Source organism: Nocardia gamkensis NBRC 108242 (assembly GCF_001612985.1).
In the GTDB taxonomy this organism is placed as follows: domain Bacteria; phylum Actinomycetota; class Actinomycetes; order Mycobacteriales; family Mycobacteriaceae; genus Nocardia; species Nocardia gamkensis.
Window position 1 is genome coordinate 33,113 of the sequence record NZ_BDBM01000021.1, and the last position, 21,724, is coordinate 54,836.

Sequence of the window (21,724 nt, forward strand, 5' to 3'; positions counted from 1 at the left end):
TCGTTACCTATAGTTCCATTCGACCCACATTTGTTCCGACGTACCCCCCGGGAGCGACCCACCATGAGCCAGCCCACGCCGGAGCCCGGCGGTGACGCGAAGGCCGCGGCGGCGTCACCGGGCCTGCCTCCCGCCGACCGGTACGGCACCCGGCCCCGCAAGCCGCGCCGCTGGATCGTGCCGGTGCTCGGCGTACTGGTGGTACTCGCCGGACTCGGCGTGGCCTATCTCGGGTACCAGAAGTACGGGCCGGAGGACATCGAGGCCGAGCAGCTCGGCTATGTCGTCGTCGACGACTCGACCATGACCATCCGGCTCAAGGTCACCCGCGCCGACCCTGAGCGGCCGGTGGTGTGTTTCGTCCGCGCGATGGCGCGCGACGGCTCCGAACTCGGCCGACGCGAAGTGCTGGTCGAACCGTCGAGCAGCGGGACGGTGGAGCTGACCACCGTCGTGCGCTCGTCCGCGCGGCCCGCGTCGGGCAGTGTGTACGCGTGCAGCGATCGGGTACCCGGCTACCTGCGAGCTGGCTGATTTCCGCGCATACACCGGCGACGTGCCTACGAAATCAACTCCGACCTGCACATTTGTGAATCATGCTAAAATGGCGTGATACACGGTTCCGGGGCTCGGAGCCGTGTTTGCTGCATTGGCGGCCAGCGCTGACGGTTCGGGCTTGCGAGCTTGCCCGCGACCAGGGCCTGTCGGGGTTCGATGAACTTCCCAGGATCGCTCTAGCCGTCGACTGGTGCATGCCCGCTTCCGGGTGGGTACACGCCAGTGCTCAGGGAATCCCGGCCTGCCGGGAACAACTACTAGGGAGTGATCGAGATGACTGAGACGCAAGTGACCTGGCTGACCCCGGAGTCGCACGACAGGCTCAAGAGCGAACTCGACGCGCTCATCGCCAACCGTCCGGTCATCGCCGCCGAGATCAACGAACGCCGGGAAGAGGGCGACCTCAAGGAGAACGGCGGGTACCACGCCGCCCGCGAGGAGCAGGGTCAGCAGGAGGCGCGCATTCGCCAGCTTCAGGAACTGCTGAACAATGCCAAGGTCGGCGTCGCACCGACCAAGTCCGGCGTCGCGCTTCCCGGGTCGGTCGTCAAGGTCTACTACGACGGCGACGAGACGGACACCGAAACCTTCCTGATCGCCACCCGCGAGGAGGGTCTCAGCGATTCGAAGCTGGAGACCTACTCGCCGAACTCCCCGCTCGGTGGCGCGCTCATCGACGCCAAGGTGGGCGAGACCAGGGAATACACGCTGCCCAACGGCAACACGATGAAGGTCACCCTGATCAGCGCCGAGCCCTACCACAGCTGATGCACTCGGCCGTGGCCCCGCGCCCGGCCGACACCCCCGCGGACACGAGCGGCCGCGCCCGATCATCGGGTGCGGCCGCTTCCTCATATCCGTGAACCTAGCTCAAAGCCTGCTCGATGTCCGCGAGCAGGTCGCTGACATCCTCGATACCGACCGAGAGCCGCACCAGATCGGCGGGCACCTCCAGCTCGGACCCCTCGGTGGAGGCGTGCGTCATCGCGGCCGGATGCTCGATCAACGACTCGATGCCGCCCAGCGACTCGGCGAGGGTGAACACCTCGGTCCGCGAGCAGAACTTGCGCGCGGCCTCCACGTCGCCGTGCAGTCGCACCGAGATCATCCCGCCGAACCGGCGCATCTGCTTGCCCGCGACGGCGTGGCCCGGGTGCTCCGGCAGACCGGGGTAGATCACCTGCGAGATCGAGGGATGCCGGGACAGGAACTCGGCGACGGTTTCGGCGTTGTCGCAGTGCCGGTCCATCCGCAGCGCGAGGGTCTTGATACCGCGCAGTGTGAGGAAAGCGTCGAACGGGCCGGGGACGGCGCCGGCGCCGTTCTGCAGGAACGCGAACGCCGCGTCGAGTTCCGGATCGTCGGTGATCAGCGCGCCGCCGATGACGTCGGAGTGGCCGCCGAGGTACTTGGTGGTGGAGTGCACCACGATGTCGGCGCCGAGCAGCAGGGGCTGCTGGAGATAGGGGGTCGCGAAGGTGTTGTCGACGACCAGCTTCGCGCCCGCCGCGTGCGCGACCTCGGCCAGTGCCGGGATGTCGCCGATGCTCAGCAGCGGATTGGTCGGGGTTTCGATCCACACCAGCTTGGTGTTCGGCCGGATCGCGGCACGCATCTCGTCGACGTTGAACACGTGCGCGGGCGAATGCTCGATCCCCCACTGGCTGAAGACCTTGTCGATCAGCCGGAAGGTGCCGCCGTAGGCGTCGTCGGGGATCACGATGTGATCGCCCGGGCGCAGCGTGGCGCGCAGCGCGCAGTCGGTCGCGGCCATGCCGGAGGCGAACGCCCGGCCGTAGCGGCCCGATTCCAGCGCGGCGAGGTTCGCCTCCAGCACGGAGCGCGTCGGGTTGCCGGTGCGGGCGTACTCGAAACCGCCGCGCAAACCGCCCACGCCGTCCTGGGCGAACGTCGAACTCGCGTAGATGGGCACATTCACCGCGCCGGTCTGCGGATCGGGTTCATACCCGGCGTGCACGGCCCGTGTGGAGAATCCCAGCTCGCTCATGAGAGTCAGCCTAATCGGGGCGATCCCCGGGCAACTTCCCGGTGTGGGCATATCTCGGCCGCGCCCGCAAGAGAATCGGGCAAACCGCCACAACGGCGTCGACGCGGCGGGATCCCACCCCGTCGGTCCGGTCGATTTACGTGACTGCCGTAGTTACGTCGGAAATCTTTCGCCCGCGGGCAGGGGACGTGAGTTCGGTCTCACCGGACTCGCCCCCATTTAGGCTGAATCCATGGTCACTGTGGAAGAACTGTTCGCTACCGACGTACTGCTGTCCGAGGACGAGCGCGAGATCCGGGACACCGTCGCGGCCTTCGCGGCCCGGCGGCTGCGACCGCACATCGCGGACTGGTTCGAGGCGGGCACCTTCCCTGCCCGCGAGCTCGCCCCGGAGCTGGGCGAGCTGGGACTGCTCGGCATGCATCTGGAGGGATACGGTTGCGCGGGTACGTCGGCGACCACCTACGGCCTGGCCTGCCAGGAGCTGGAGGCGGTCGACTCGGGTATCCGCAGCATGGTCTCGGTCCAGGGTTCGCTGGCGATGACCGCGATCTACGAATTCGGCTCGGAGGAACAAAAGCAGCAGTGGCTGCCGGAACTGGCCGCGGGCCGGGCGATCGGCTGCTTCGGGCTCACCGAACCCGACTTCGGCTCGAACCCGGGCGGCATGCGCACCCGGGCGAAGCGCGACGGCGCGGACTGGGTGTTGAACGGTGCGAAGATGTGGATCACCAACGGGTCGGTGAGCGACGTCGCGGTGGTCTGGGCGCAGACCGAGGACGAGGGCAAACAGGTGATCCGCGGATTCCTGGTGCCCGCGGGGACGCCCGGGTTCACGGCGCGGGAGATGCACCGCAAACTGTCGCTGCGCGCGTCGGTCACCGCGGAACTGGACTTCGACGACGTGCGCCTGCCCGCCGACGCGGTGCTGCCGGGATCACGAGGGCTGGCCTCGCCGCTGGCCTGCCTGAGCGAGGCGCGCTTCGGCATCGTCTTCGGCGCGCTCGGCGCGGCACGCGAGTGCCTGGCGTCCACCATCGAGTACGCCAGGACCCGCGAGGTGTTCGACAAGCCGCTGGCCGCCTACCAGCTCACCCAGGCCAAGCTGGCCGACATGGCGCTGGAGTTCGGCAAGGGGCAGCTGCTCGCGCTGCACATCGGGCGGCTGAAGGACCGCGGCGTGGTGACACCGGAGCAGGTGAGCGCGGGCAAGCTGAACAGCACGCGCGAGGCCATCGCCATCGCCCGGGAATGCCGCACCATCCTCGGCGCCAACGGCATCACGCTCGACTACCCCGTGCTGCGCCATGCGAACAATCTGGAGTCGGTGCTCACCTACGAGGGCACCGCGGAGGTGCATCAGCTGGTGCTCGGCCGGGCCCTGACGGATGCGAACGCCTTCCGCTGACAAGCTATTTCGGTTGAATATTTGCTGAATCGCATTCGAATAACGGCGCTGCCGAGAGGTGAGTTCGGGACCGAAGAAAACTGAAAAATTGCTGTTCTAACGGAAATCGTCCTCGTCGGGGAAGTCGAAGTATTCGCGTGCCGGCGGGTGGGCGCCGCCGGACCTGGCCCCATCGCCCCGGTGCTGTCCCCGGGTTCGCGCACCGTGCTGGTGCCGTTGCCGCCCCGGACCGTCCTGCCACGGCACGCCCTCCCCGCGGTCGGCCCGCCGGTCCCACTGCCATTCCGCACCAGGGTCCGGCCGGTCTTCCCACTGCTGCCCCCGTGCCGCCTGCTGATCCATCCACAGCTGCTCACGAGCCGCGTCCGAGCGGCCGCGCTGGTAGGCCGCGGCATGTCCGCGAACCGCGGGCATCTCCTCCTCCAGTTCACTGAGCCAGTTCTCCCAGCGTTGCTGCATCGGGCGGACCATCCCGCCGCCGAGGCCGACCACCAGGATGCCGCCGATGGTGGCGAGCACCGTGATGAGGATCGGCAGCGTGACGGAGGTGGCCACGCCGATCTGGTTCAGCGCCGCAACGATGCCGATACCCCACACGAACACCGCCGCGATCCGGCCGAGCATCGCGCCGTAGGACAGACCGCCGAGCAGGCTGCCGACCATCTCGCGCGTCGCGTGGGCGACCGCGCCGGCGACGACCAGGATGATGATCGCGACGCCCGCCTTGGGCAGCCAGGCGACGACGCCGTCGATCGTGTCGCTCACCGGATTGGACCCGAAGACCCCGAAGCCCAATTGCAGCGCGAGCAGCAGGATCGCGTAGTACGCCAGTTTCGCCAGCAGATCGCGGGCGTCGTAGCGACTGCGCGACAGCAGCTGCCGGATCCCGCCGCGCTCGGCGAGGCGATCGAAACCGACCCGCTCCAGCACCTTCCCCACGATCGTGGCGACCGCTTTCGCGGCCAGCCAGCCGATGAGCAGGACGAGCAGGAACCCGGCGAGTTGGGGCACGAACCTGGCCACGGAACTCCACGCGTCGGACAATCCCTGCTGGTAATCGATAGCCGAACTGGAGGTGCGCATTACCTGCCCTTCGCTATCCGTCGACAACATGACGTTTGCCACGATGACATATTGCCCGGTTATACCTCTGGACTTCGCTCGGCAACGCGATTTGCGAATAAGTTGCCAAAATCTGATGTACGAGACACGGCACCGAAACAGGCCCCTCCTGGCCGAACGGCGGTCCAGCGGGGGATCCGGCGCGGGCCCGGTCCCGTGATGCGATCCGGACGCGGATTACGGTCCGGGAGAACCGAATTGGTCCTGCGCGCGCCGCGAACGGACACTACTGTCGGTGCATGTCGTCGATCCGCGCCGCCGAGGTCCTCGCGGCACTGTCGCTGACCACCGATCTCGCCACCGGGATGCCGTTGGAAAAGGGGCTGGCCACCTGCCTGATAGCCACCCACCTCGCCGAGCGGATCGGGCTGCCGGACGCCGAACGCCGTGCCGTCTTCCTCGCCGCACTGCTGGCCGCCCTCGGGTGCACCGGCCGCGCCTCGGAGAACGCGGAGTCGTATGCCGACGACATCGCCTTCCAACGCGCGTGCCATGTGCTCGATCCCGGTGATTCCACCGTCTTCACCGCGCAGCTGCGCCGATTCGGCAACTGGTCGCCCGCCGCCCAATCCGCGCTGCGCAATCGATTCGTCGCCCAGGTGCGGGCCGGGGCCCCGCGAGCCCTGCGCTCGTCGAGCGAGATGGTCCGGGCGCTCGGATCGCGACTGGACCTGCCGGATGCCGCCGTTCGCGCGCTGACCGAGGTGGAGGAACGCTGGGACGGACTCGGTGCGCCGGACCGGCTGCGCGGGGAGGCCATCTCGCTCGCCGGACGGATCCTGCACGTGGCCGAACAGGCAGTACTCGCGCTGGAGGGGGTCGGCGACGAACCCGCGGCCGTCCTGCCGGTGGGGGTCGGCTTCCCGCGCGAAGAAACCGAGCATCGGGCGGATGGGTCCGGGCACGACCCGGCGCGTCCCGCGCTCAGCGCTGTGGCGAGCAGGCAGGGTGTCGTCCTGGGCGAGTTGCGGCGACGGGCCGGTGGCCACCTCGACCCCGACCTGGTCGCCGTCTGTGACGCCGATGCCCTGCGCGCGGTACTCGACGTCCCCGACCTGCTCGCCGCCGTCCTCGCCGCCGAACCGGGAGCGCAGGCCACGCTTCCGAACACCGAACTCGACCGGCCCGGCCTCGCGTTGGCCATGGTCGTCGACCTGAAAGGCCGTTACCTGCTGGGGCATTCGGCGCACGTGGCCGGACTGGCCGATGCGGCGGCCTGCCGGATGGGCGTGCCCGCCGAGGACCGGGCGGCACTGCGCGCCGCCGCCCTGCTGCACGATCTGGGCCGGGCCGCGGTGTCCAGCACGGTCTGGGACCGCGGCGGCCCGCTCGGTCCGCGGGACTGGAAACGCGTACGGCTGCGCGGCTATTGGACCGAACGCATCCTGCGCCGCTGCCCCGGGCTGGCGGGTCTGGCCGAGCTCGCCGCAGGGCACCATGAGCGGCTCGACCCCAGCGGCTATACCCGGGGTGAGCAGGAGGCTTCGCCGGGGGCCCGATTACTCGCGGCCGCGAACATTTTCGCGGCCTGCACCGAAGCGCGACCCTATCGTCCCGCCGCTCGTCCCGAGGAAGCCGCGGCACACCTCGGGGCCGAAGTCGCCGCGGGCCGCCTCGACGGTGACGCCTGCACCGCCGTGATCGCCGCCGCCGCGGACCGCCCCGGCCCCGGCGGCCACGGCCTCTCCGCCACCGAGATCGACGTCCTGCGCCTGTCGGCGCGCGGCCGCTGCGGCCGGGAGATCGCCGCCGAACTTCTCCTCCCCGAACGCACCGTCACCCACCACCTCACCGAATTGCGCGCCAAGACCGGCCACCGCACCCGGGCGGGCGCCGCCGTCTTCGCCATGTCCCACCACCTCTTGCCTGGCTGACCCGGCTCGCCCGACGAAAGACGTTCGCGCACAGGGCTCGAACGGCACGGGTGCGCGAGAACGGCCTCACACGAGTCGCAGGCGGGATGGGTAGAGGATTGTTACCTCTTGTCATTCAGGTGCCATATGGGTGTCACCATCAGGCCAAGGGGAATGCGGATGATAGTGGGGGACCAGGGCATTGGGGCGATGCCTCCACCGCCACACCATCGGAGGTGCGAAGATGCACACGTTGACGATCGACCCTCGCGCACCGTGGTCGGTTCCGAATGCACTGGGAGCCTGCCATGTTCGTGCGTGACCATCTGCCCCGGCGCTCCCACGGCGTCGCCCGCCGGCTACCGGATCAGCGCGAACTGGTGGCCGCCTTCGGCGGTCATCCGAGTGATCCGGCGGACGATCACCCCCTGCTCGGCTGGGCCGCGACGCTCGCCGCGCTGCACCGCGGGCGACACCGCGATCCGCTCGCCGCAGCCGGAATAGATTGCCGCCGAGCGGAATTGGTCGCCACCATCGACGCGTGGGTGATCGACCAGCTGCCCGGGAAGCGGTCGGCCGATCATCTGCGCGCCGAATCCGTCGGCGCCACGGTCGACCGCATGGCCGCCGCGCACGTCCACGCCAGCCACCTGTTGCACACCGCCGAGAAGGTGTCCGACGAGCGGGTGCACGCCGCCTGGTACCGGCTGGCCCTGCTGGCCGACGAATGGACCGACCTGATCACCGGCGGCGTGCGCGAAACCGTGCGCGGCAGGAGACCGGCCTAGGCCGAAAACCCAACGGCGCTGCACTCGCCGCACTGCCCTGTGCGATACGGCGAGTCGGCGCTAGGGCATCGCCGTGCGGAGCGGTCGGTGTCCGCCTACTTCCCGAGGCTGCCCGTGCTGAGGAAGCCGAGCAGGTCGTGGCGGGTGATCACGCCGACGGGCTTGCCCTCTTCGACGACCATGAGCGCATCGGTGTCCGAGAGCGCCTTCGTCGCGGCGGAGATGGGCTCGCCCGAACCGATCAGCGGGAACGAGGGGCTCATGTGCTGGGCCACCGAATCGGTCAGGTGGGCCCGGCCCTCGAAGACCGCCGACAGCAGATCGCGTTCGGACACGCTGCCCGCGACCTCGCCGGCCATGACCGGCGGCTCGGCGCCGACCACGGGCATCTGGGACACGCCGTACTCGCGCAGGATCTCGATCGCGTCGCGCAGCGTCTCCGACGGGTGGGTGTGCACCAGGTCCGGCAGCGCGCCGGACTTGCCCCGCAGCACGTCACCCACGAGTGGTTCGGCGGTGCCGTCCAGCCGCTCGCGGAGGAAGCCGTAGGAGCTCATCCACTCGTCGTTGAAGATCTTCGACAGGTAGCCGCGACCTCCGTCCGGCAGCAGCACCACGACCACCGCGTCCGGATCGCGTCGAGCCACCTCGACGGCCGCGACGACCGCCATGCCGCAGGAACCGCCGACCAGCAGGCCCTCCTCGCGGGCCAGCCTGCGGGTCATGTCGAAGGAGTCCGCGTCGGAGACCGCGATGATCTCGTCCGGCACGGCGGGGTCGTAGGCCGACGGCCAGAAGTCCTCACCGACACCCTCGACGAGGTACGGCCGCCCGGTGCCGCCGGAGTACACCGAGCCCTCCGGGTCGGCGCCGATGATCTGGACCTTCCCGCCGGAGACCTCCTTCAGGTATCGGCCGGTGCCGGTGATGGTGCCGCCGGTGCCGACGCCCGCGACGAAGTGGGTGACCTTGCCGTCGGTGTCGCGCCAGATCTCCGGGCCGGTGGTCTCGTAGTGGCTGGCCGGACCGCCGGGGTTGGAGTACTGGTCGGGCTTCCACGCGCCGTCGATCTCGCGGACCAGGCGGTCGGAGACGCTGTAGTAGCTGTTCGGGTGGTCCGGCGGCACCGCGGTCGGGCAGACCACGACCTCGGCGCCGTAAGCGCGCAGCACGTTGCGCTTGTCCTCGCTCACCTTGTCTGGGCAGACGAACACGCAGTTGTAGCCGCGCTGCTGCGCGACCAGGGCCAAGCCGACGCCGGTGTTGCCGGAGGTGGGCTCGACGATGGTGCCGCCCGGCCGCAGCTTCCCGGACTGCTCGGCGGCGTCGATCATCTTCACCGCGATCCGGTCCTTCGAACTGCCGCCCGGGTTCAGGTATTCGATCTTGGCCGCGACCAGCCCCGCGTTCGGTCCCACGACCGAGTTCAACCGGACCAGCGGCGTGTTGCCGATGAGATCCACGACATGATCCGCGATGCGCATGGCCCCCATAGTTGCAGACGCACTAACTGTGAGTTCGCGCACGCCGCGCGCAGCGGCCTCGGAGTGCGCGCGAACCGGCGCCCGCAGCCTTAGGATCGCTGCCATGAGGCAGCCGAACATCGCCCGCGCCGCAACGCTTCTGGCCGGATCGGCGCTGGCTCTAGTAGTCGGATCCGGCGCGCAGGCGCAGGCGGCGACCGTCGAGTTCCCGCAGGTGCCGACGCTCGCGCGCGGCGGTCTGTGCTGGACCAGCATCCGCACCTGGGCCGACACCGGTCCCGAATGGCCGGGGCGCGCCATCCTCAACGTCCGCGCGCTCCCCGTGAACGGTATCGGGCCCGGTATCTACCCGCTGGCGCCGCTGTGCGAGGTCCGCACCACCGTCGCGTGGCGCAATGTGACCACCGGGGCGACGGGCAGCTACGACAACGTCGTGGTCACCGGCATCTACGGCAGCATCCAGTACGCGCTGTTCCAGGACACCGGCCCCGGCCTCGTCGAGGTCACCGTCTCCACCGACGCGGCGAGCATCCCCGCTCGTGGCTCCTTCTTGGTGCCGGGCTGAGGTAGCCGATCCGGTGTCGGCGACCCGGACGGGTACTTCCTGACGGGCCGACATGAGCTCGATCGGCCGGCGGTACCGCCAGCCGTTGCGTGGTGCTTGTCTCAGTCGCAGCCAGGCATCGCTCCAGGGCCGGTGAGTCGGCATTCGTAGCGCGAGCTCGCGCCGCGGGCGGGCCGGACGAGCCGCAACGGTGACGATCTTGCGGCGCGGAAAGCACCCAGGCGGAATTCGCGCCAACCGCGCCTGCGTCCGGCTATTTCATCTGCGTCCCCGCATTCTCGGGGATTGCCGCGATCACTCGGTCGACGGCGGGATTCTTGGTCAGCACTGCGGTGCCAGTGCACGCGGCACAAAATTCAGCCGGAAGTGTGGTCTGCAGGACCGTTTCCGGACCGTTGCCCGCTCAGTAACCTCATGGATCACGCCGGGTGGAAAGTGATCGATAATATGGCTGAAACGATTGACTTCATTTGGCGGCACGCTGCCGAGACCAGTCTTACAAAGGTGCAAAGTCGCACAGGAATACGGCGCTTCGCCGGGCGTGTCAATCGAGGTTCCTGTCATGGAGTGCACATGTTGATCAACGACTCTTCAGCTCCTGTTTCTGCCGAACATGTGGTGCTGACGGCTCCGGCCGCCTTTCCGGATTATGAGCGGCTGATCAGGCTGCTGAGGGACAGCGATAGCGCGACCCGGACGCTCGCGGCCTGGATCGGTGGGCCGGTATCGCTGGATGTGGTGGACAGGCACGATGACCGGCTTTTGCCCACCGAGTTCGCCGATCTCGATCTGTGGCGGCCTGAGCCGGTGCAACGACGGACGATACGTTTGCTGGACAAGCGTAAGCGTGTGCTTTCCGAGGCAACGGCAGCTGTAGCCCTCGGCCGGTTGCCCTACTGCATTGCCCGGGCGCTCCGGGACAGCGACACCCCGCTCGGATTGCTGCTGGCTTCGCTGCATCCCAAGCGGAACACGCTCAGCGTGGTACGCGCACCGGCACCTGGCAACCAGCAGGGCAGCCCTTTGTTCGACATCACCGCTCGGCTGGACGTGGGTGGCCTCCCGGTCGCGGTGGTGAGCGAGCGATATCTGTTGGAGGGCTGCTGTGACGAGAGGGAGGCATCGGCGTGTTGATCACCGGCGCCGGAACCTCGGGAGGACCACCGTGCTCGTCTGGGATTGTGCACGGCGCACAACACTCGGTTGAAAGTATGGCCTGCAGGACCGTTTCCGGCCCGCCGTCCGCTCAGTAACCTCATGGGCCACGCCAGATGGAAAGTGATCGAGGATATGGCCGAGGTGCTTCGATATGTCGTCTGCCGACAGGCCGGTGGCCGACCAATTTCTCACCGGTGCCCAGGGCATCTATACGGTGCGAAGTCGGTCTCCATCGGTACCGGTTGCGGTTGCGGGGGCGGTGGCCAAGGATCGAATCCGCCCACCTGCTCGACCATGCCGGGGGCGCGACTCGTGCGGTTGGGAAGCCGCCGAGTCGGCACTGCGATATCCGAGGGCACCGCATCGCGGACACCTCCCGCGGAAGGTTTACCAATGACGATCTCCCCCATCCGGCCCGATCAGCGACGGCCATCCCGTATACCGGCCATGGCCGATGCCAACGTGGTCGCCATCCTCGCGGATATCGCACGAACATTGAAGGCGCGCGAACTCGAGATCACTGAGCGCATGAGTGCCCTGATGGCCCGCGAAATAGCTAATCTGGCCGACGATCCGCAACTGGCGGAAACCCTCGAAGCCAGTGTGCACGGCAATGTCTCCACCGTCATCCATGTTCTGGCCAACGACATACCCGTCGACCATCTGCAACCCACCACCGCGGCCGTCGAATACGCGCGGCGACTGGCTCAGCGCGAGGTGCCATCCAATTCTCTGGTACGTGCCTACCATATGGGGCAGAACGAGATGCTGCGCATCTACTACGACGAGATCGATCGACGCGCCGTGTCCGCACCGCTGGCATTGGCCGTAGTCAAACGGCTCACGGAAATCATCTACAGCTATATCGAGTGGATCACGCTCTATGTCTTCGATGCCTACGAGGCCGAGCGTAGCCGGTGGTCGAGTTTCCGCGGGAGCGTGCGATCCTCCACCGTGCACGCCGTGCTCGCCACGGACACACCGGACACCGCCGCCTTCGAAGCCGAGACCGGCTATCGACTGAGCCGAACCCACCTTGCGGTCATCCTGTGGCGCCCCGGCCCCGAACAGCCGAACACACTGAATCTACTGGACACCCAGGCGCGCGCGATCGCCCGTGGCCTGCACACCGACAGCCCTCCGCTGGTCACAGCCATCGATCGGCACACCGCATGGGCCTGGCTGCCGTTCGGCTCGCGCGAACCGATTACCAACACAACCGAGCTGCGCTCGAGGGTGCATATCGCCGACGATACGCAGCTGGCCGTCGGACTGCCCGGCGAGGGCCTCGACGGATTCCGTCGCTCACATCAGCAGGCCCGCGCCGCCTATTTCGTCGCGACCGTGCCCGGCACCCCGTCTCCTCCGCCAGTCGTCGGCTTCGGGGACCCGGGCGTCGCCGTGACCTCCCTGCTGGCCAAGGATCTGGACGCCGCCAGAGCCTGGGTCCGCGAGGTCTTGGGTGAACTCGCTGATGACACCGACCAAGCAGCAATCTTGCGCCGCACACTCAGCACCTACTACGCAACCAGCGAAAGCCATGTGCACACCGCCGAGAGCCTCACTCTGCACCGCAACACCGTCAAATACCGCGTCACCAAAGCCATCGAGGCCACGCGCAGCGGCACTGTCCCGCACGACAAACTCGATATCGCATTGGCCCTCCAGATCTGCCGTCTCCTCGGTGCGAGGGTCCTGCGGCGGCCCACCTGACATTTCCGTTCGTTCGGATCGGCGGGCCCCCTGTCCGACCACGAAAACGTCTGCATTCCCACAATGCCGACACCTCGACCGCTCTTTCCGCCGTGCCGGAATGATCCTGTTCAAGCCGCGAGAACGCGGCGAGCGGGAAGGTCCGCCACTACGTCGTTGCTGTTGACCCACTCACGGCGATGCAGGAAGCCAACTATCAGGCCAGGTCATCGAACGGCGGCACCATCGGCGGGGTAACCGGTCACGTGGCCGGAACGACCACCGGACGCACCATCGGAGGCGTGCTCGGCGCGGCGGCCAGCGGGACGGTCGGGCCTCCGTGGCGGCCCGCGGAATGTATCAGGGGCCGCCTGCGATGGGCGTTCAGATCGAACTTCCCGACCCTGGCCGCTATCGGAGCGCCACCCTGACGCGGTCGTACACGCGGTCGAGTTGCACACATGCACGGCGTGAACCGTGCGTTGTCACGCTTCCACCCTTGGGACCCGTGAGCGGCATGAGCAGATCTCAGCTCTCACCGAACACTAGTAAACGGAAGATCCACGCGTCGCTTCGCCGCATGCGCTGGGCAGGAGAGGAAGATCTTGATCCAGGAACAACCAGTCGTCCGCATTCTTGCCGGAGTGACGGGACGCAGCCTTGCGCTGATGGTGGGAATGACCAGCGGCGCGATGGATGCCATGACCGCTCGGAGAGCAGAACTCGGTCACAGCGGGATGCCCGCCGCCCAACTGCAGCCGATTGTGCTCGGTGTGAGCGGTGGTGCAATCGGAGCCGCAGCGGTTGCCATGCGGATGACGCGTGACGAGACACGCCAGTTCGCGGTAGATCATTCCCAGGAGCACGTGCTAGGCCAGAGGAACTTTCGTGCTCTGCTGTCCCGACGGACACTGTATCCCGATGCCCGCGTTCGCGATCTCGCCCACGCCCTCGTCGGCGATCGAACGTTCGCCGACTTCGCCCTCACCGCGGAAGTGCGCGAAAAGCAACCATCCGGAGTGACATCCTCGCTGATCATTCCGGTCTACTCCGCAAAGCACGGCACGCTGCTCCTGCCGCGCGACCTTCCGAAGCTCGGACTTTCCGACCTTCCCGTCGCCGACGCCATCGTCGCGGCAACCCGCATACCTGGAGCTCTGCCGGCAGCAGCGGGGCTCGACGAAATTTTCGACGGCGGCTGCCAGTACCGCGTCCCGCACGAAATCTTCTCGCCACACCCTGCCTTGATCTTGGACTTGTACGGGCCGCAGCCATACGACAGCCGCGGCGGACTGATTTTTCCCCTCCTCCACCCATCGTTACCGATGATCCCCCGTCGTCCACGCCCCTTCCGGCACAGGCCCCTGCACGAGTCGACCATTTTCGCCAACCAACCGTACGGCGCCGCCCTCAAGGAACCTGCGCATCGATCCGGCGAACTCTTCGACCGGGGCTACGAGATCGCGGCGACATGGATCCAGTCGCGGACCGTCGACCAGCTTCTCGCCATCGTCGACCCACATGTTCTCGGTCTGACGAAGGAAGCACCGTTCTCCTCTGACAGCACTCACTCGAACGCATAGGGCACATCCTTCATGCCGACCGGGCAAGACCGATGGGGCGTGCGGCCATCGCGCCCAGCTCGGCGCACAAGAGCCTCGGACGCGCTCAGACCCGAGTGGGCGGCGAGATTTCGTAAAATTCCCGGCGTGAGCGCACCTCAGTTCCGCTGGCGCACCGCGGCGATGACCGGGGCCGCGGCCGTGCTCGCCGGCTCCGGTGCGGGAACGGCGTGGTGGGCGACCTATCGCCTGCTCATGGCGCAGGCGGGCGTCGCGCGCGGCATGATCGGCCGGGACACCTCCAAGCCGCCGGAAGCCGACGGCATCTATACCGCGGGCTGCGCGGAGCCCGAGCCGTGGCGGCCGGGCAAGCACGCCGACCTGCATCTGATGATCTTCGGCGACTCCACCGCGGCGGGGCTCGGCTGCACGGTGGCCGACGAGGTGCCCGGCGTTCGCCTGGCCCGCGGACTCGCCGAGGCGACCGGGCGGCGGATCCGTCTGAGCACCAAAGCGATCTCCGGGGCCACCTCCAAGGGCTTGGCCGGTCAGGTGGACGCGATGTTCGTCGCGGGCCCACCGCCGGATGCGGCGGTCATCCTCGTCGGCGCCAACGACGTGACCAAGAAGCACTCGATCCGGGCCTCCGCGCGCAGACTCGCCGCGGCGGTCGCCCGGTTGCGCCGCGCCGACGCGGTGGTGGTGGTCGGCACCTGCCCGAACCTGGGCATCGTGACCGCCATCCCGCAGCCGCTGCGCACCGTCGTGCAGAACTGGAGCACGCGGCTGGCCAAGGCGCAGCACGTGGCGACGACGGTGGCGGGCGGGCACCCGGTGCGGATGGGCTACCTGCTCGCGCCCGAGTTCCGCGCCGCGCCCGAGCTCCTGTTCGCCGCCGACGGATTCCACCCCTCGGCCGCGGGCTACGAACTGGCCGCGGCGAAATTGCTGCCGGTGCTGCTGGACGCGCTGGGCGGGACGCGTGCTTCCGGTACTCGGCGACGGGACGTAGATTCGGTAAGAACCCACGAGTAACAAAAGGGTTCGCCAGAACCGTCCGACCCAAGGAGTCCTCATGCCCGAGGCCGTCATCGTTTCGACCGCACGCTCCCCGATCGGCCGTGCCCGCAAGGGTTCGCTGGTCGACCTGCGGCCCGACGATCTGACCACGCAGATTGTGCGGGCAGCGCTCGACAAGGTGCCTGCCCTGGACCCCGCCCAGATCGACGACCTGATCCTGGGCTGCGGCTCGCCGGCCGGTGAGCAGGGCTTCAACCTCGCCCGCGTCGTCGCCGTGCAGCTCGGCTACGACTTCGTGCCCGGCACCACGGTGCACCGCTACTGCGCTTCGTCGCTGCAGTCCACCCGGATGGCGTTCCACGCGATCAAGGCGGGCGAGGGTGATGTGTTCATCTCCGCCGGTGTGGAGACCGTGTCGCGGTATGTGAACGGTTCGGCCGACAGCTGGCCGAACACACAGAACCCGCTGTTCGCCGAGGCGCAGGCGCGCACCGCGAAGACCGCGGAGGGCGGCGCGGGCATCTGGCACGACCCGCGCGAGGACGGCCTGATCCCCGACGTCTACATCGCGATGGGCCAGACCGCCGAGAACGTGGCGACCTCCACCGGCATCACCCGCGAGGACCAGGACCGCTGGGGCGTGCGCTCGCAGAACCGCGCCGAGGAGGCCATCAAGAACGGCTTCTTCGCCCGCGAGATCACCCCGGTGACGCTGCCGGACGGCACCGTGGTCAGCACCGACGACGGCCCGCGCGCGGGCGTCACCTACGAGGCGGTCTCCGGGCTGAAGCCGGTGTTCCGTCCGGACGGCACCATCACCGCGGGCAACTGCTGCCCACTCAACGACGGCGCCGCCGCGCTGGTCGTCATGAGCGACACCAAGGCCGAGGAACTCGGTTTGACGCCGCTGGCGCGGATCGTGTCCACCGGCGTGTCGGGTCTGTCGCCGGAGATCATGGGCCTGGGCCCGATCGAGGCCTGTAAGCGCGCGCTGGCGCTGGCGGGCAAGACCATCGACGACATCGACCTGGTCGAGATCAACGAGGCGTTCGCGGTGCAGGTGCTCGGCTCGGCCCGGGAGCTGAAGATCGACGAGGACAAGCTGAACGTCTCCGGCGGCGCGATCGCGCTGGGCCACCCGTTCGGCATGACCGGCGCCCGGATCACCACCACGCTGATCAACAACCTGCAGACCCACGACAAGCAGTTCGGTCTGGAGACGATGTGCGTCGGCGGCGGTCAGGGCATGGCGATGGTCATCGAGCGCCTGAGCTGACCCGGATACGAGAAGGGCGGTCACCGGAACTCCGGTGACCGCCCTTCCGCTGCACGGCTAGTCGTTCTGGAAGTAGCTCAGCAGTCGCAGGATCTCGACGTACAGCCAGACCAGGGTGACGGTGAGGCCGAGGGCCACGCCCCAGGCCGCCCGCTCCGGAGCCTGCGCGCGGATCAGCTGATCGGCGGCGTCGAAGTCGAGCAGGAAGCTGAACGCGGCGATGGCGATGACCACCAGGCTGAACACGATGGCCAGCGGGCCGCCGTCGCGCAGGCCGAGGCCGCCGTCGATGAAGAAGCTCGCGACCAGGTTGCCCAGCATCAGCACCAGGATGCCGATCATGGCGCCGACGATGATCCTGGTGAAGCGGGGCGTCACCCGGATGGCGCCGGTCTTGTAGACCACCAGCATGCCCGCGAAGACACCGAACGTGCCGAGCACCGCCTGACCGATCAGCGCGCTGCCGCCGACCCCGCCGAACTCGACATTGGTGAACATGAACGACAGCGCACCGAGGAACAGGCCCTCGGCGACGGCGTAGGACAACACGAGGACGGGGTTGTCCATCTTGTTCGCGAAGGTCGCCACCAGCACCAGCACCAGGCCGACCAAGCCGCCGACGATCACGAACAACGGCGCGAGCGAGGTGTTCGCGTTGGTGAGGCCGTAGGAGACGATGGCGGACAGGGCGAGCACCGCGAGGGTGATACCCGTCTTCGTCACCACATCGTCGATGGTCATCGACCGGGTGGTGGCCGGAGCCTGCTGATAGGGCTGCGGGTGCTCGCCGTACTGCTGCGGATACCGGCCGTACTGGTTGCCGAACTGTCCCGCGGAGGTCACGCCCGAACCGAAGCTGGCGTATCCACCGCCCTCCTGCCTTGGCAGGTTCCTGAAAACCGGATTGCTCGTGGTACGCATTGAACGGCGTCCCTTTCTGGAGTCGTTGCCGCTGTTCATCGAGTTCGTTCACTCGATATCCAACTGCCCTGTCCAACGTTTGTCATCCGTCGCGAGTTCCCGGAGAGTCTCGCCGAGACGGACAATTCGGACTCTACCGCTGCCGTGAGTCGTGCAGGCCACGCACCGAGCGAGTCACGGTGAACTTCCGGTTGCGGCCGACCACTTCGGTCCGGCCCACCATCCGTTCGACCACGGCCCGATAGTTCAGATGCGAGTTGTACACCGTCCACAGCTCCCCGCCCGGGCGCAGCACCCGCCCGGTCTCGGCGAACATCTTGATCGCCGATCCGGTGTGCACGGCCGCGCCGACATGGAACGGCGGATTGCACAGCACGAGGTCGGCGCTGTTGTCCGCGGCGGCGGACATGGCGTCGTCACGCACGGCGCACACCCGGTCGGCGACGCCGTTCGCCTCGGCGGTCGCCCGCGCCGAGGCGACGGCGGCCGCGGATTGATCCGTGGCGGTCACTTTGATGCCCGGCCGCGCCGTGGCCAGCGCGACGGCCAGGATGCCGGTGCCACAGCCCAGATCGATGGCGTCGCGGGCGTCCGGCTTCATCAGTTTCAGGTGCTCGAGCAGGAATCTGGTGCCGATGTCCAGGCGCGCCCCGGAGAAGGCCGCGCCGTGCGCGACCACATCGAGACCGAGTTCGTCAAGCCGATCGCGCACCGGAAACGGCCGATCCGCCACGGGTTTGGGGCCGGTCACCAGCAGCGTTCGCGACTTCTGCCTGCCACGGCTGGCACGCACCTCGGAGAACGATTGCGCCAGAACGTCGTTCATCGACTTGGTCAGATACTTGTCCCGCCCGCCCGCGAACACCTCGACCGCCGGATCCGCGTAACGCGCGATGGCATCGGCGACCTCGGCCAGCCCGGCCAGCACCCGGGGCAGGCGAAGCAGCACCACCCTGGCATCACGCAGCAACCCGGGGCCGAGCGGGTGCGCCGTGTAGCGATCCGACAGACCCGCCGCACGGGCGTTGTTGGCAAGGGCGAGTTCACCGGTGAGCAGATCCTGATGCACCCGGACGTCGCGCAGATCGTGCCCCGCGATGGCGCCGAGAGTCAGCGCACCGTAGGCGTCACCGATAACGGCTACCTTCCCGCTATCCGCAGTCGCCAGGGCATCGGCCGCGACGTCGAGGATCAGCCGATCGGCGGCGTCGACGGCGTAGAGGTTCAGTGCCTCCACGTCCGGATACCGCCGCAGCCGGCTCAGTACGTCCTCGACATCTCCCACACCTCAAGTGTGCTAGATCGTTGCCGAACAGTCGCGCCCACCCCGCCCAATCGTTCTCGCGGCCTTCTCCGCAGCGCGGCTCGCGCACTGAACCGCTGCGGGACAAGCGGTTCGGCAGACACCGCGTTCCCGATCGCCGGCACGCCGCGCCCGACCACAGGCGAATCAGCCGCAACGCCCTCCGGTTACGCCATCCGGCGCGTTTCGCTGAGTAGCATCGGGCCATGCGCAACAGGATGGTGCTCATGGTCGCGGTCGCGACGGCACTGCTCGCGGGCTGCGGTGACGGCGACTCGCAACCGGACCTCCCGGTCGCCTCCAGCACCGCGACGCCCGCCGCGGTCGCGCAGGCCCCTGTGCCGGGGGACACCGCGCCGAAGCAGGGCAAGCCCTCCGGCGACGCCGCGCTCACGGTGACCGACGTTCGCCTGGGGCGTCAGCCCGGCTTCGATCGCGTGGTCTACGACCTCGGCGGGGTCGGCACGCCCGGCTGGCTCGTCCGGTACACCGACCGTGCCGTGCAGGACGGCAGCGGCAATCCGGTGGACGTCGCGGGCCGGTCGATCCTGGAAGTGCGCATTCTCGGGTCGGCCTACCCGTTCGACAGCGGCGTGACGCCGTACGAGGGTCCCGACCCCGCCGTGAACCCGGAGGTCCCCGGCATCGCGGGCGTCTACCGGACGACCGTGTTCGAGGGCGTGACCCAATCGTTCATCGGCATACAGGCCGACCGGCCCCCGTTCACCGTCACCGCGCTCTCCAACCCGACCCGGCTCGTCGTGGACATCGCGCACTCCTAGATACGGGTACCACCAACGGGTATCCGAGCAGGGGTAGACTGGGCGCTCGTGGTCGAACGCCGCATACTCGATGCCACCGGGCCCGCCCGGCTGCTGGGGATGCTCGCACTGCTCGCCGGGGTGGTCGTCATGCATTCGGCGGTCTTCGGGTCCTCGGGCCACGTCCACGCCGCCGGTGCGCACGCCGCGCCGGCGCTCGCTTCCGGAGCACCGGCCGACGGCCTCGGACGACATGCCGCAATCCGCGATATCTCCGGTCACGATGTAGCCCGGTCGAGCCACGCGACATCCGACAGCCGCGAACGGGTAACGCTCCCGCACTGCGCGGGCGGCGGGTGCGACGGCGCGCACAGCGCGCTGCACAGCTGTGTGTTCATCCTGACCGGCCTGAGCGCGCTGGCCGCGTTGGTCCTGCTCTACCGGATGGCTGTCGATCGTCCCGGCGGCGGCGCGGCCGCGGCACTGGCGGGCGCGGCGGGAACGACCGCCGCCATGGACCGTGCTCACCTTGGCCGAACTGGCGATTCTGCGGATCTGACAGGTCCTCCGCGGCCGTGTGTCCGAACCACGGTCGCGGCGTTGTCCACTCCGTCCCTCAGACTTCGCACCTCGCAAGGAGCAACCCATGTTGATCACTCGCACCCGCTCGATCCTCGCCCTCGTCGCGATCGCAGCGGTGAGCCTCACCGGATGCGGCGACGCCGACACCGGGCACACCACCGAGCACGGCACCTCGACAACCGCCTCGGCCGTCACGAGCGCGCCCGCACGCGCGGAGTCCGACGACGCCGACGTGATGTTTCTGCAGATGATGTATCCGCATCACGCCCAAGCCGTGGAGATGGCGCGGCTGGTGCCGAGCCACACCGACAACCCGCAGTTGCGGACGCTCGCCACGCAGATCGAGCAAGCTCAAGCGCCGGAGATGCAGCAGATCACCGCCCTCCTGCAAAGCTTCGGCAAGCCGGCTCCCACCGCGAACGAAGGGCACGGCGGCCACGGGATGCCCGGCATGATGTCGGCCGAGCAGATGACCGCGCTGCAGGCGGCCTCCGGTCCGGACTTCGACCGTCAGTGGCTGACCATGATGATCGAGCACCACGCGGGCGCGATCACCATGTCCGAAACGGAACTGGCCGAAGGCCGCAATGCCGACGCGAAGGCGCTCGCCGAGACGATCATCGCCGCTCAGCGGACCGAGATCGAGCAGATGCGCACCATGCTCGGCCAGCGCTGAACCCCACCCCGCGCCGATATCGGTTGGCCATCGATATCGGCGCGGCCGGGCGTGTCCCGCCCGCGCGACGTACGGTCGGAATGTCCGGCGTGCCTGCTGTCCCGGCCGGACTTTCGAGGGGAGTAAGGGGACCGACCATGCGACGACTCGAACGCGCGGGCCTGCTGGCCGCCGCGGTGGCCACCACGGCCGGCGTGCTGCTCATCGGCGCCTGCGCACAGCAAGTTTCCGGCACGGCGGAGGTCAACCGGACCGACCTGGCCGCGTACGCCTCGGAGGTCACTTCCTCCTCGGCCGCCGCCTCCTCGTCCAAAGCAGCGGCCGTCGAACGCGCGACCGGATCGGCGTGCGACGCCTTCCTGGCCGCGAACGGCAGCTCGGTACGGGCATTCAACGATTACATCGATGCCAGCAACGCGAAAGGCCGCGGCGATCCCGATACGAACGGCAAAGCCGACACCGCGGTGTCGACGCTGCGCAACAACGCGCGCTCGGTCGACCAGAAGGTGACCAGAGAGGTGCCGTCCGTGGTCGCCGACCCGCTGCGCGCCTACCGCGACGACACGAACGCCCTGGCCGACACGCTGGCCCGTCGCGCCGACACCGACACTCTGAACGCGGTGATCGACCGGTTCAACGCCACCAAGAACACCGCGCTGACCGCCTGTCAGGGGCACGGCACCCGCTGACGGGCAACGCTTCCGGGCGACACCAGGCTCAGCGCGACCCAGCCAGTCCGGCGCGGCCCAGCCGATCCGGCGCGGCCCAGCCGATCCGACGCGGCCCAGCCGATCCGACGCGGCCCAGCCGATCCGACGCGGCCCAGCCGATCCGACGCGGCCCGGCCAGTCCGGCGCGGCCCGGCCAGTCCGGCGCGTCGATCACCCTCACGCCGAGCGGGACTTCCATCCGCTCCCACCGCGCGCGGCGGCGGCCCACCCCGCTCCGTCCGAACAGGCCAAGACGCCGAACCGAAGCCGACGAGGT

20 protein-coding genes are annotated in these 21,724 nt (G+C 68.5%); 14 read left to right on the forward strand and 6 right to left on the reverse strand.

All coding sequences use genetic code 11. From position 1 onward, the window contains the following. The first annotated feature begins 63 nt into the window (after positions 1–63). Both NG1_RS18620 and greA read left to right on the forward strand, forming a co-directional pair. A complete protein-coding gene (locus NG1_RS18620) occupies positions 64–534 on the forward strand; it encodes a DUF4307 domain-containing protein (protein WP_084499019.1) in 471 nt (156 codons plus the stop codon). A 297-nt stretch (positions 535–831) separates the two neighbouring features. After that, a complete protein-coding gene (gene greA, locus NG1_RS18625) occupies positions 832–1,326 on the forward strand; it encodes a transcription elongation factor GreA (protein WP_040869622.1) in 495 nt (164 codons plus the stop codon). A gap of 97 nt (positions 1,327–1,423) precedes the next feature. On the opposite strand, the gene NG1_RS18630 is transcribed toward greA, so the two are convergent. Next, positions 1,424–2,566 (reverse strand): cystathionine gamma-synthase, encoded by a 1,143-nt coding sequence (locus tag NG1_RS18630; RefSeq protein ID WP_040869624.1) that lies wholly within the window; start codon positions 2,564–2,566, stop codon positions 1,424–1,426. 232 nt (positions 2,567–2,798) lie between these two features. Between NG1_RS18630 and NG1_RS18635 the strand changes: the two genes are divergently transcribed. Beyond that, on the forward strand, positions 2,799–3,974 hold the full coding sequence (locus tag NG1_RS18635) for an acyl-CoA dehydrogenase family protein (protein ID WP_062972503.1): 1,176 nt from the start codon (positions 2,799–2,801) through the stop codon (positions 3,972–3,974). A 96-nt stretch (positions 3,975–4,070) separates the two neighbouring features. Here NG1_RS18635 and NG1_RS18640 read toward each other — a convergent pair whose 3' ends face one another. Beyond that, the gene (locus tag NG1_RS18640) at positions 4,071–5,099 is read right to left on the reverse strand and encodes a mechanosensitive ion channel family protein (protein ID WP_245659950.1); all 1,029 of its coding nucleotides are present in this window, start codon (positions 5,097–5,099) and stop codon (positions 4,071–4,073) included. Positions 5,100–5,335: 236 nt separating this feature from the next. Here NG1_RS18640 and NG1_RS18645 point away from each other — a divergent pair, with 236 nt between their 5' ends. Then, positions 5,336–6,970 (forward strand): HD domain-containing phosphohydrolase, encoded by a 1,635-nt coding sequence (locus tag NG1_RS18645; RefSeq protein ID WP_062972508.1) that lies wholly within the window; start codon positions 5,336–5,338, stop codon positions 6,968–6,970. A gap of 287 nt (positions 6,971–7,257) precedes the next feature. Next, positions 7,258–7,737: a DUF4254 domain-containing protein gene (locus NG1_RS18650; protein ID WP_062972510.1), complete on the forward strand. Its 480-nt coding sequence runs from the start codon at positions 7,258–7,260 to the stop codon at positions 7,735–7,737. Positions 7,738–7,832: 95 nt separating this feature from the next. Here the strand turns inward: NG1_RS18650 and NG1_RS18655 are convergent, their stop codons facing one another. After that, complete coding sequence (locus tag NG1_RS18655; RefSeq protein WP_062972512.1) at positions 7,833–9,221, reverse strand: cystathionine beta-synthase; 1,389 nt, start codon at positions 9,219–9,221, stop codon at positions 7,833–7,835. A 103-nt stretch (positions 9,222–9,324) separates the two neighbouring features. Here NG1_RS18655 and NG1_RS18660 point away from each other — a divergent pair, with 103 nt between their 5' ends. From NG1_RS18660 to NG1_RS18690, 6 genes are all read left to right on the forward strand, one after another. Further along, positions 9,325–9,786 carry a hypothetical protein gene (locus NG1_RS18660; protein WP_062972514.1) on the forward strand — a complete coding sequence of 154 codons (462 nt, stop codon included), beginning with the start codon at positions 9,325–9,327 and terminating at the stop codon, positions 9,784–9,786. A gap of 573 nt (positions 9,787–10,359) precedes the next feature. Then, the gene (locus NG1_RS18665; protein WP_157114112.1) at positions 10,360–10,920 is read left to right on the forward strand and encodes a hypothetical protein; all 561 of its coding nucleotides are present in this window, start codon (positions 10,360–10,362) and stop codon (positions 10,918–10,920) included. Between the two features lie 417 nt (positions 10,921–11,337). Continuing rightward, complete coding sequence (locus tag NG1_RS18670; protein ID WP_062972518.1) at positions 11,338–12,657, forward strand: PucR family transcriptional regulator; 1,320 nt, start codon at positions 11,338–11,340, stop codon at positions 12,655–12,657. Positions 12,658–13,241: 584 nt separating this feature from the next. After that, complete coding sequence (locus tag NG1_RS18680) at positions 13,242–14,219, forward strand: patatin-like phospholipase family protein (protein ID WP_157114113.1); 978 nt, start codon at positions 13,242–13,244, stop codon at positions 14,217–14,219. Between the two features lie 162 nt (positions 14,220–14,381). Beyond that, positions 14,382–15,233, forward strand: coding sequence for an SGNH/GDSL hydrolase family protein (locus NG1_RS18685; protein ID WP_084499028.1), 852 nt, complete (start codon positions 14,382–14,384; stop codon positions 15,231–15,233). A gap of 40 nt (positions 15,234–15,273) precedes the next feature. Beyond that, complete coding sequence (locus NG1_RS18690) at positions 15,274–16,494, forward strand: acetyl-CoA C-acetyltransferase (protein WP_062972526.1); 1,221 nt, start codon at positions 15,274–15,276, stop codon at positions 16,492–16,494. 57 nt (positions 16,495–16,551) lie between these two features. Here the strand turns inward: NG1_RS18690 and NG1_RS18695 are convergent, their stop codons facing one another. Continuing rightward, positions 16,552–17,415, reverse strand: a complete 864-nt coding sequence (locus NG1_RS18695) for a Bax inhibitor-1/YccA family protein (RefSeq protein WP_062972528.1) — start codon at positions 17,413–17,415, stop codon at positions 16,552–16,554. A gap of 133 nt (positions 17,416–17,548) precedes the next feature. Further along, entirely contained in the window at positions 17,549–18,700 is a 1,152-nt protein-coding gene (locus tag NG1_RS18700; protein ID WP_062972530.1) for a class I SAM-dependent methyltransferase, read from the reverse strand. A gap of 224 nt (positions 18,701–18,924) precedes the next feature. On the opposite strand from NG1_RS18700, the gene NG1_RS18705 reads away from it, so the two are divergent. From NG1_RS18705 to NG1_RS18715, 3 genes are all read left to right on the forward strand, one after another. Beyond that, positions 18,925–19,500 carry an AMIN-like domain-containing (lipo)protein gene (locus NG1_RS18705; RefSeq protein WP_062972532.1) on the forward strand — a complete coding sequence of 192 codons (576 nt, stop codon included), beginning with the start codon at positions 18,925–18,927 and terminating at the stop codon, positions 19,498–19,500. Positions 19,501–20,125: 625 nt separating this feature from the next. After that, the gene (locus NG1_RS18710) at positions 20,126–20,737 is read left to right on the forward strand and encodes a DUF305 domain-containing protein (RefSeq protein WP_062972534.1); all 612 of its coding nucleotides are present in this window, start codon (positions 20,126–20,128) and stop codon (positions 20,735–20,737) included. 137 nt (positions 20,738–20,874) lie between these two features. Continuing rightward, positions 20,875–21,426: an Rv2240c family protein gene (locus NG1_RS18715; RefSeq protein WP_062972536.1), complete on the forward strand. Its 552-nt coding sequence runs from the start codon at positions 20,875–20,877 to the stop codon at positions 21,424–21,426. Positions 21,427–21,454: 28 nt separating this feature from the next. Here the strand turns inward: NG1_RS18715 and NG1_RS18720 are convergent, their stop codons facing one another. Further along, on the reverse strand, positions 21,455–21,646 hold the full coding sequence (locus tag NG1_RS18720) for a hypothetical protein (RefSeq protein ID WP_157114114.1): 192 nt from the start codon (positions 21,644–21,646) through the stop codon (positions 21,455–21,457). Positions 21,647–21,724 lie beyond the last annotated feature (78 nt).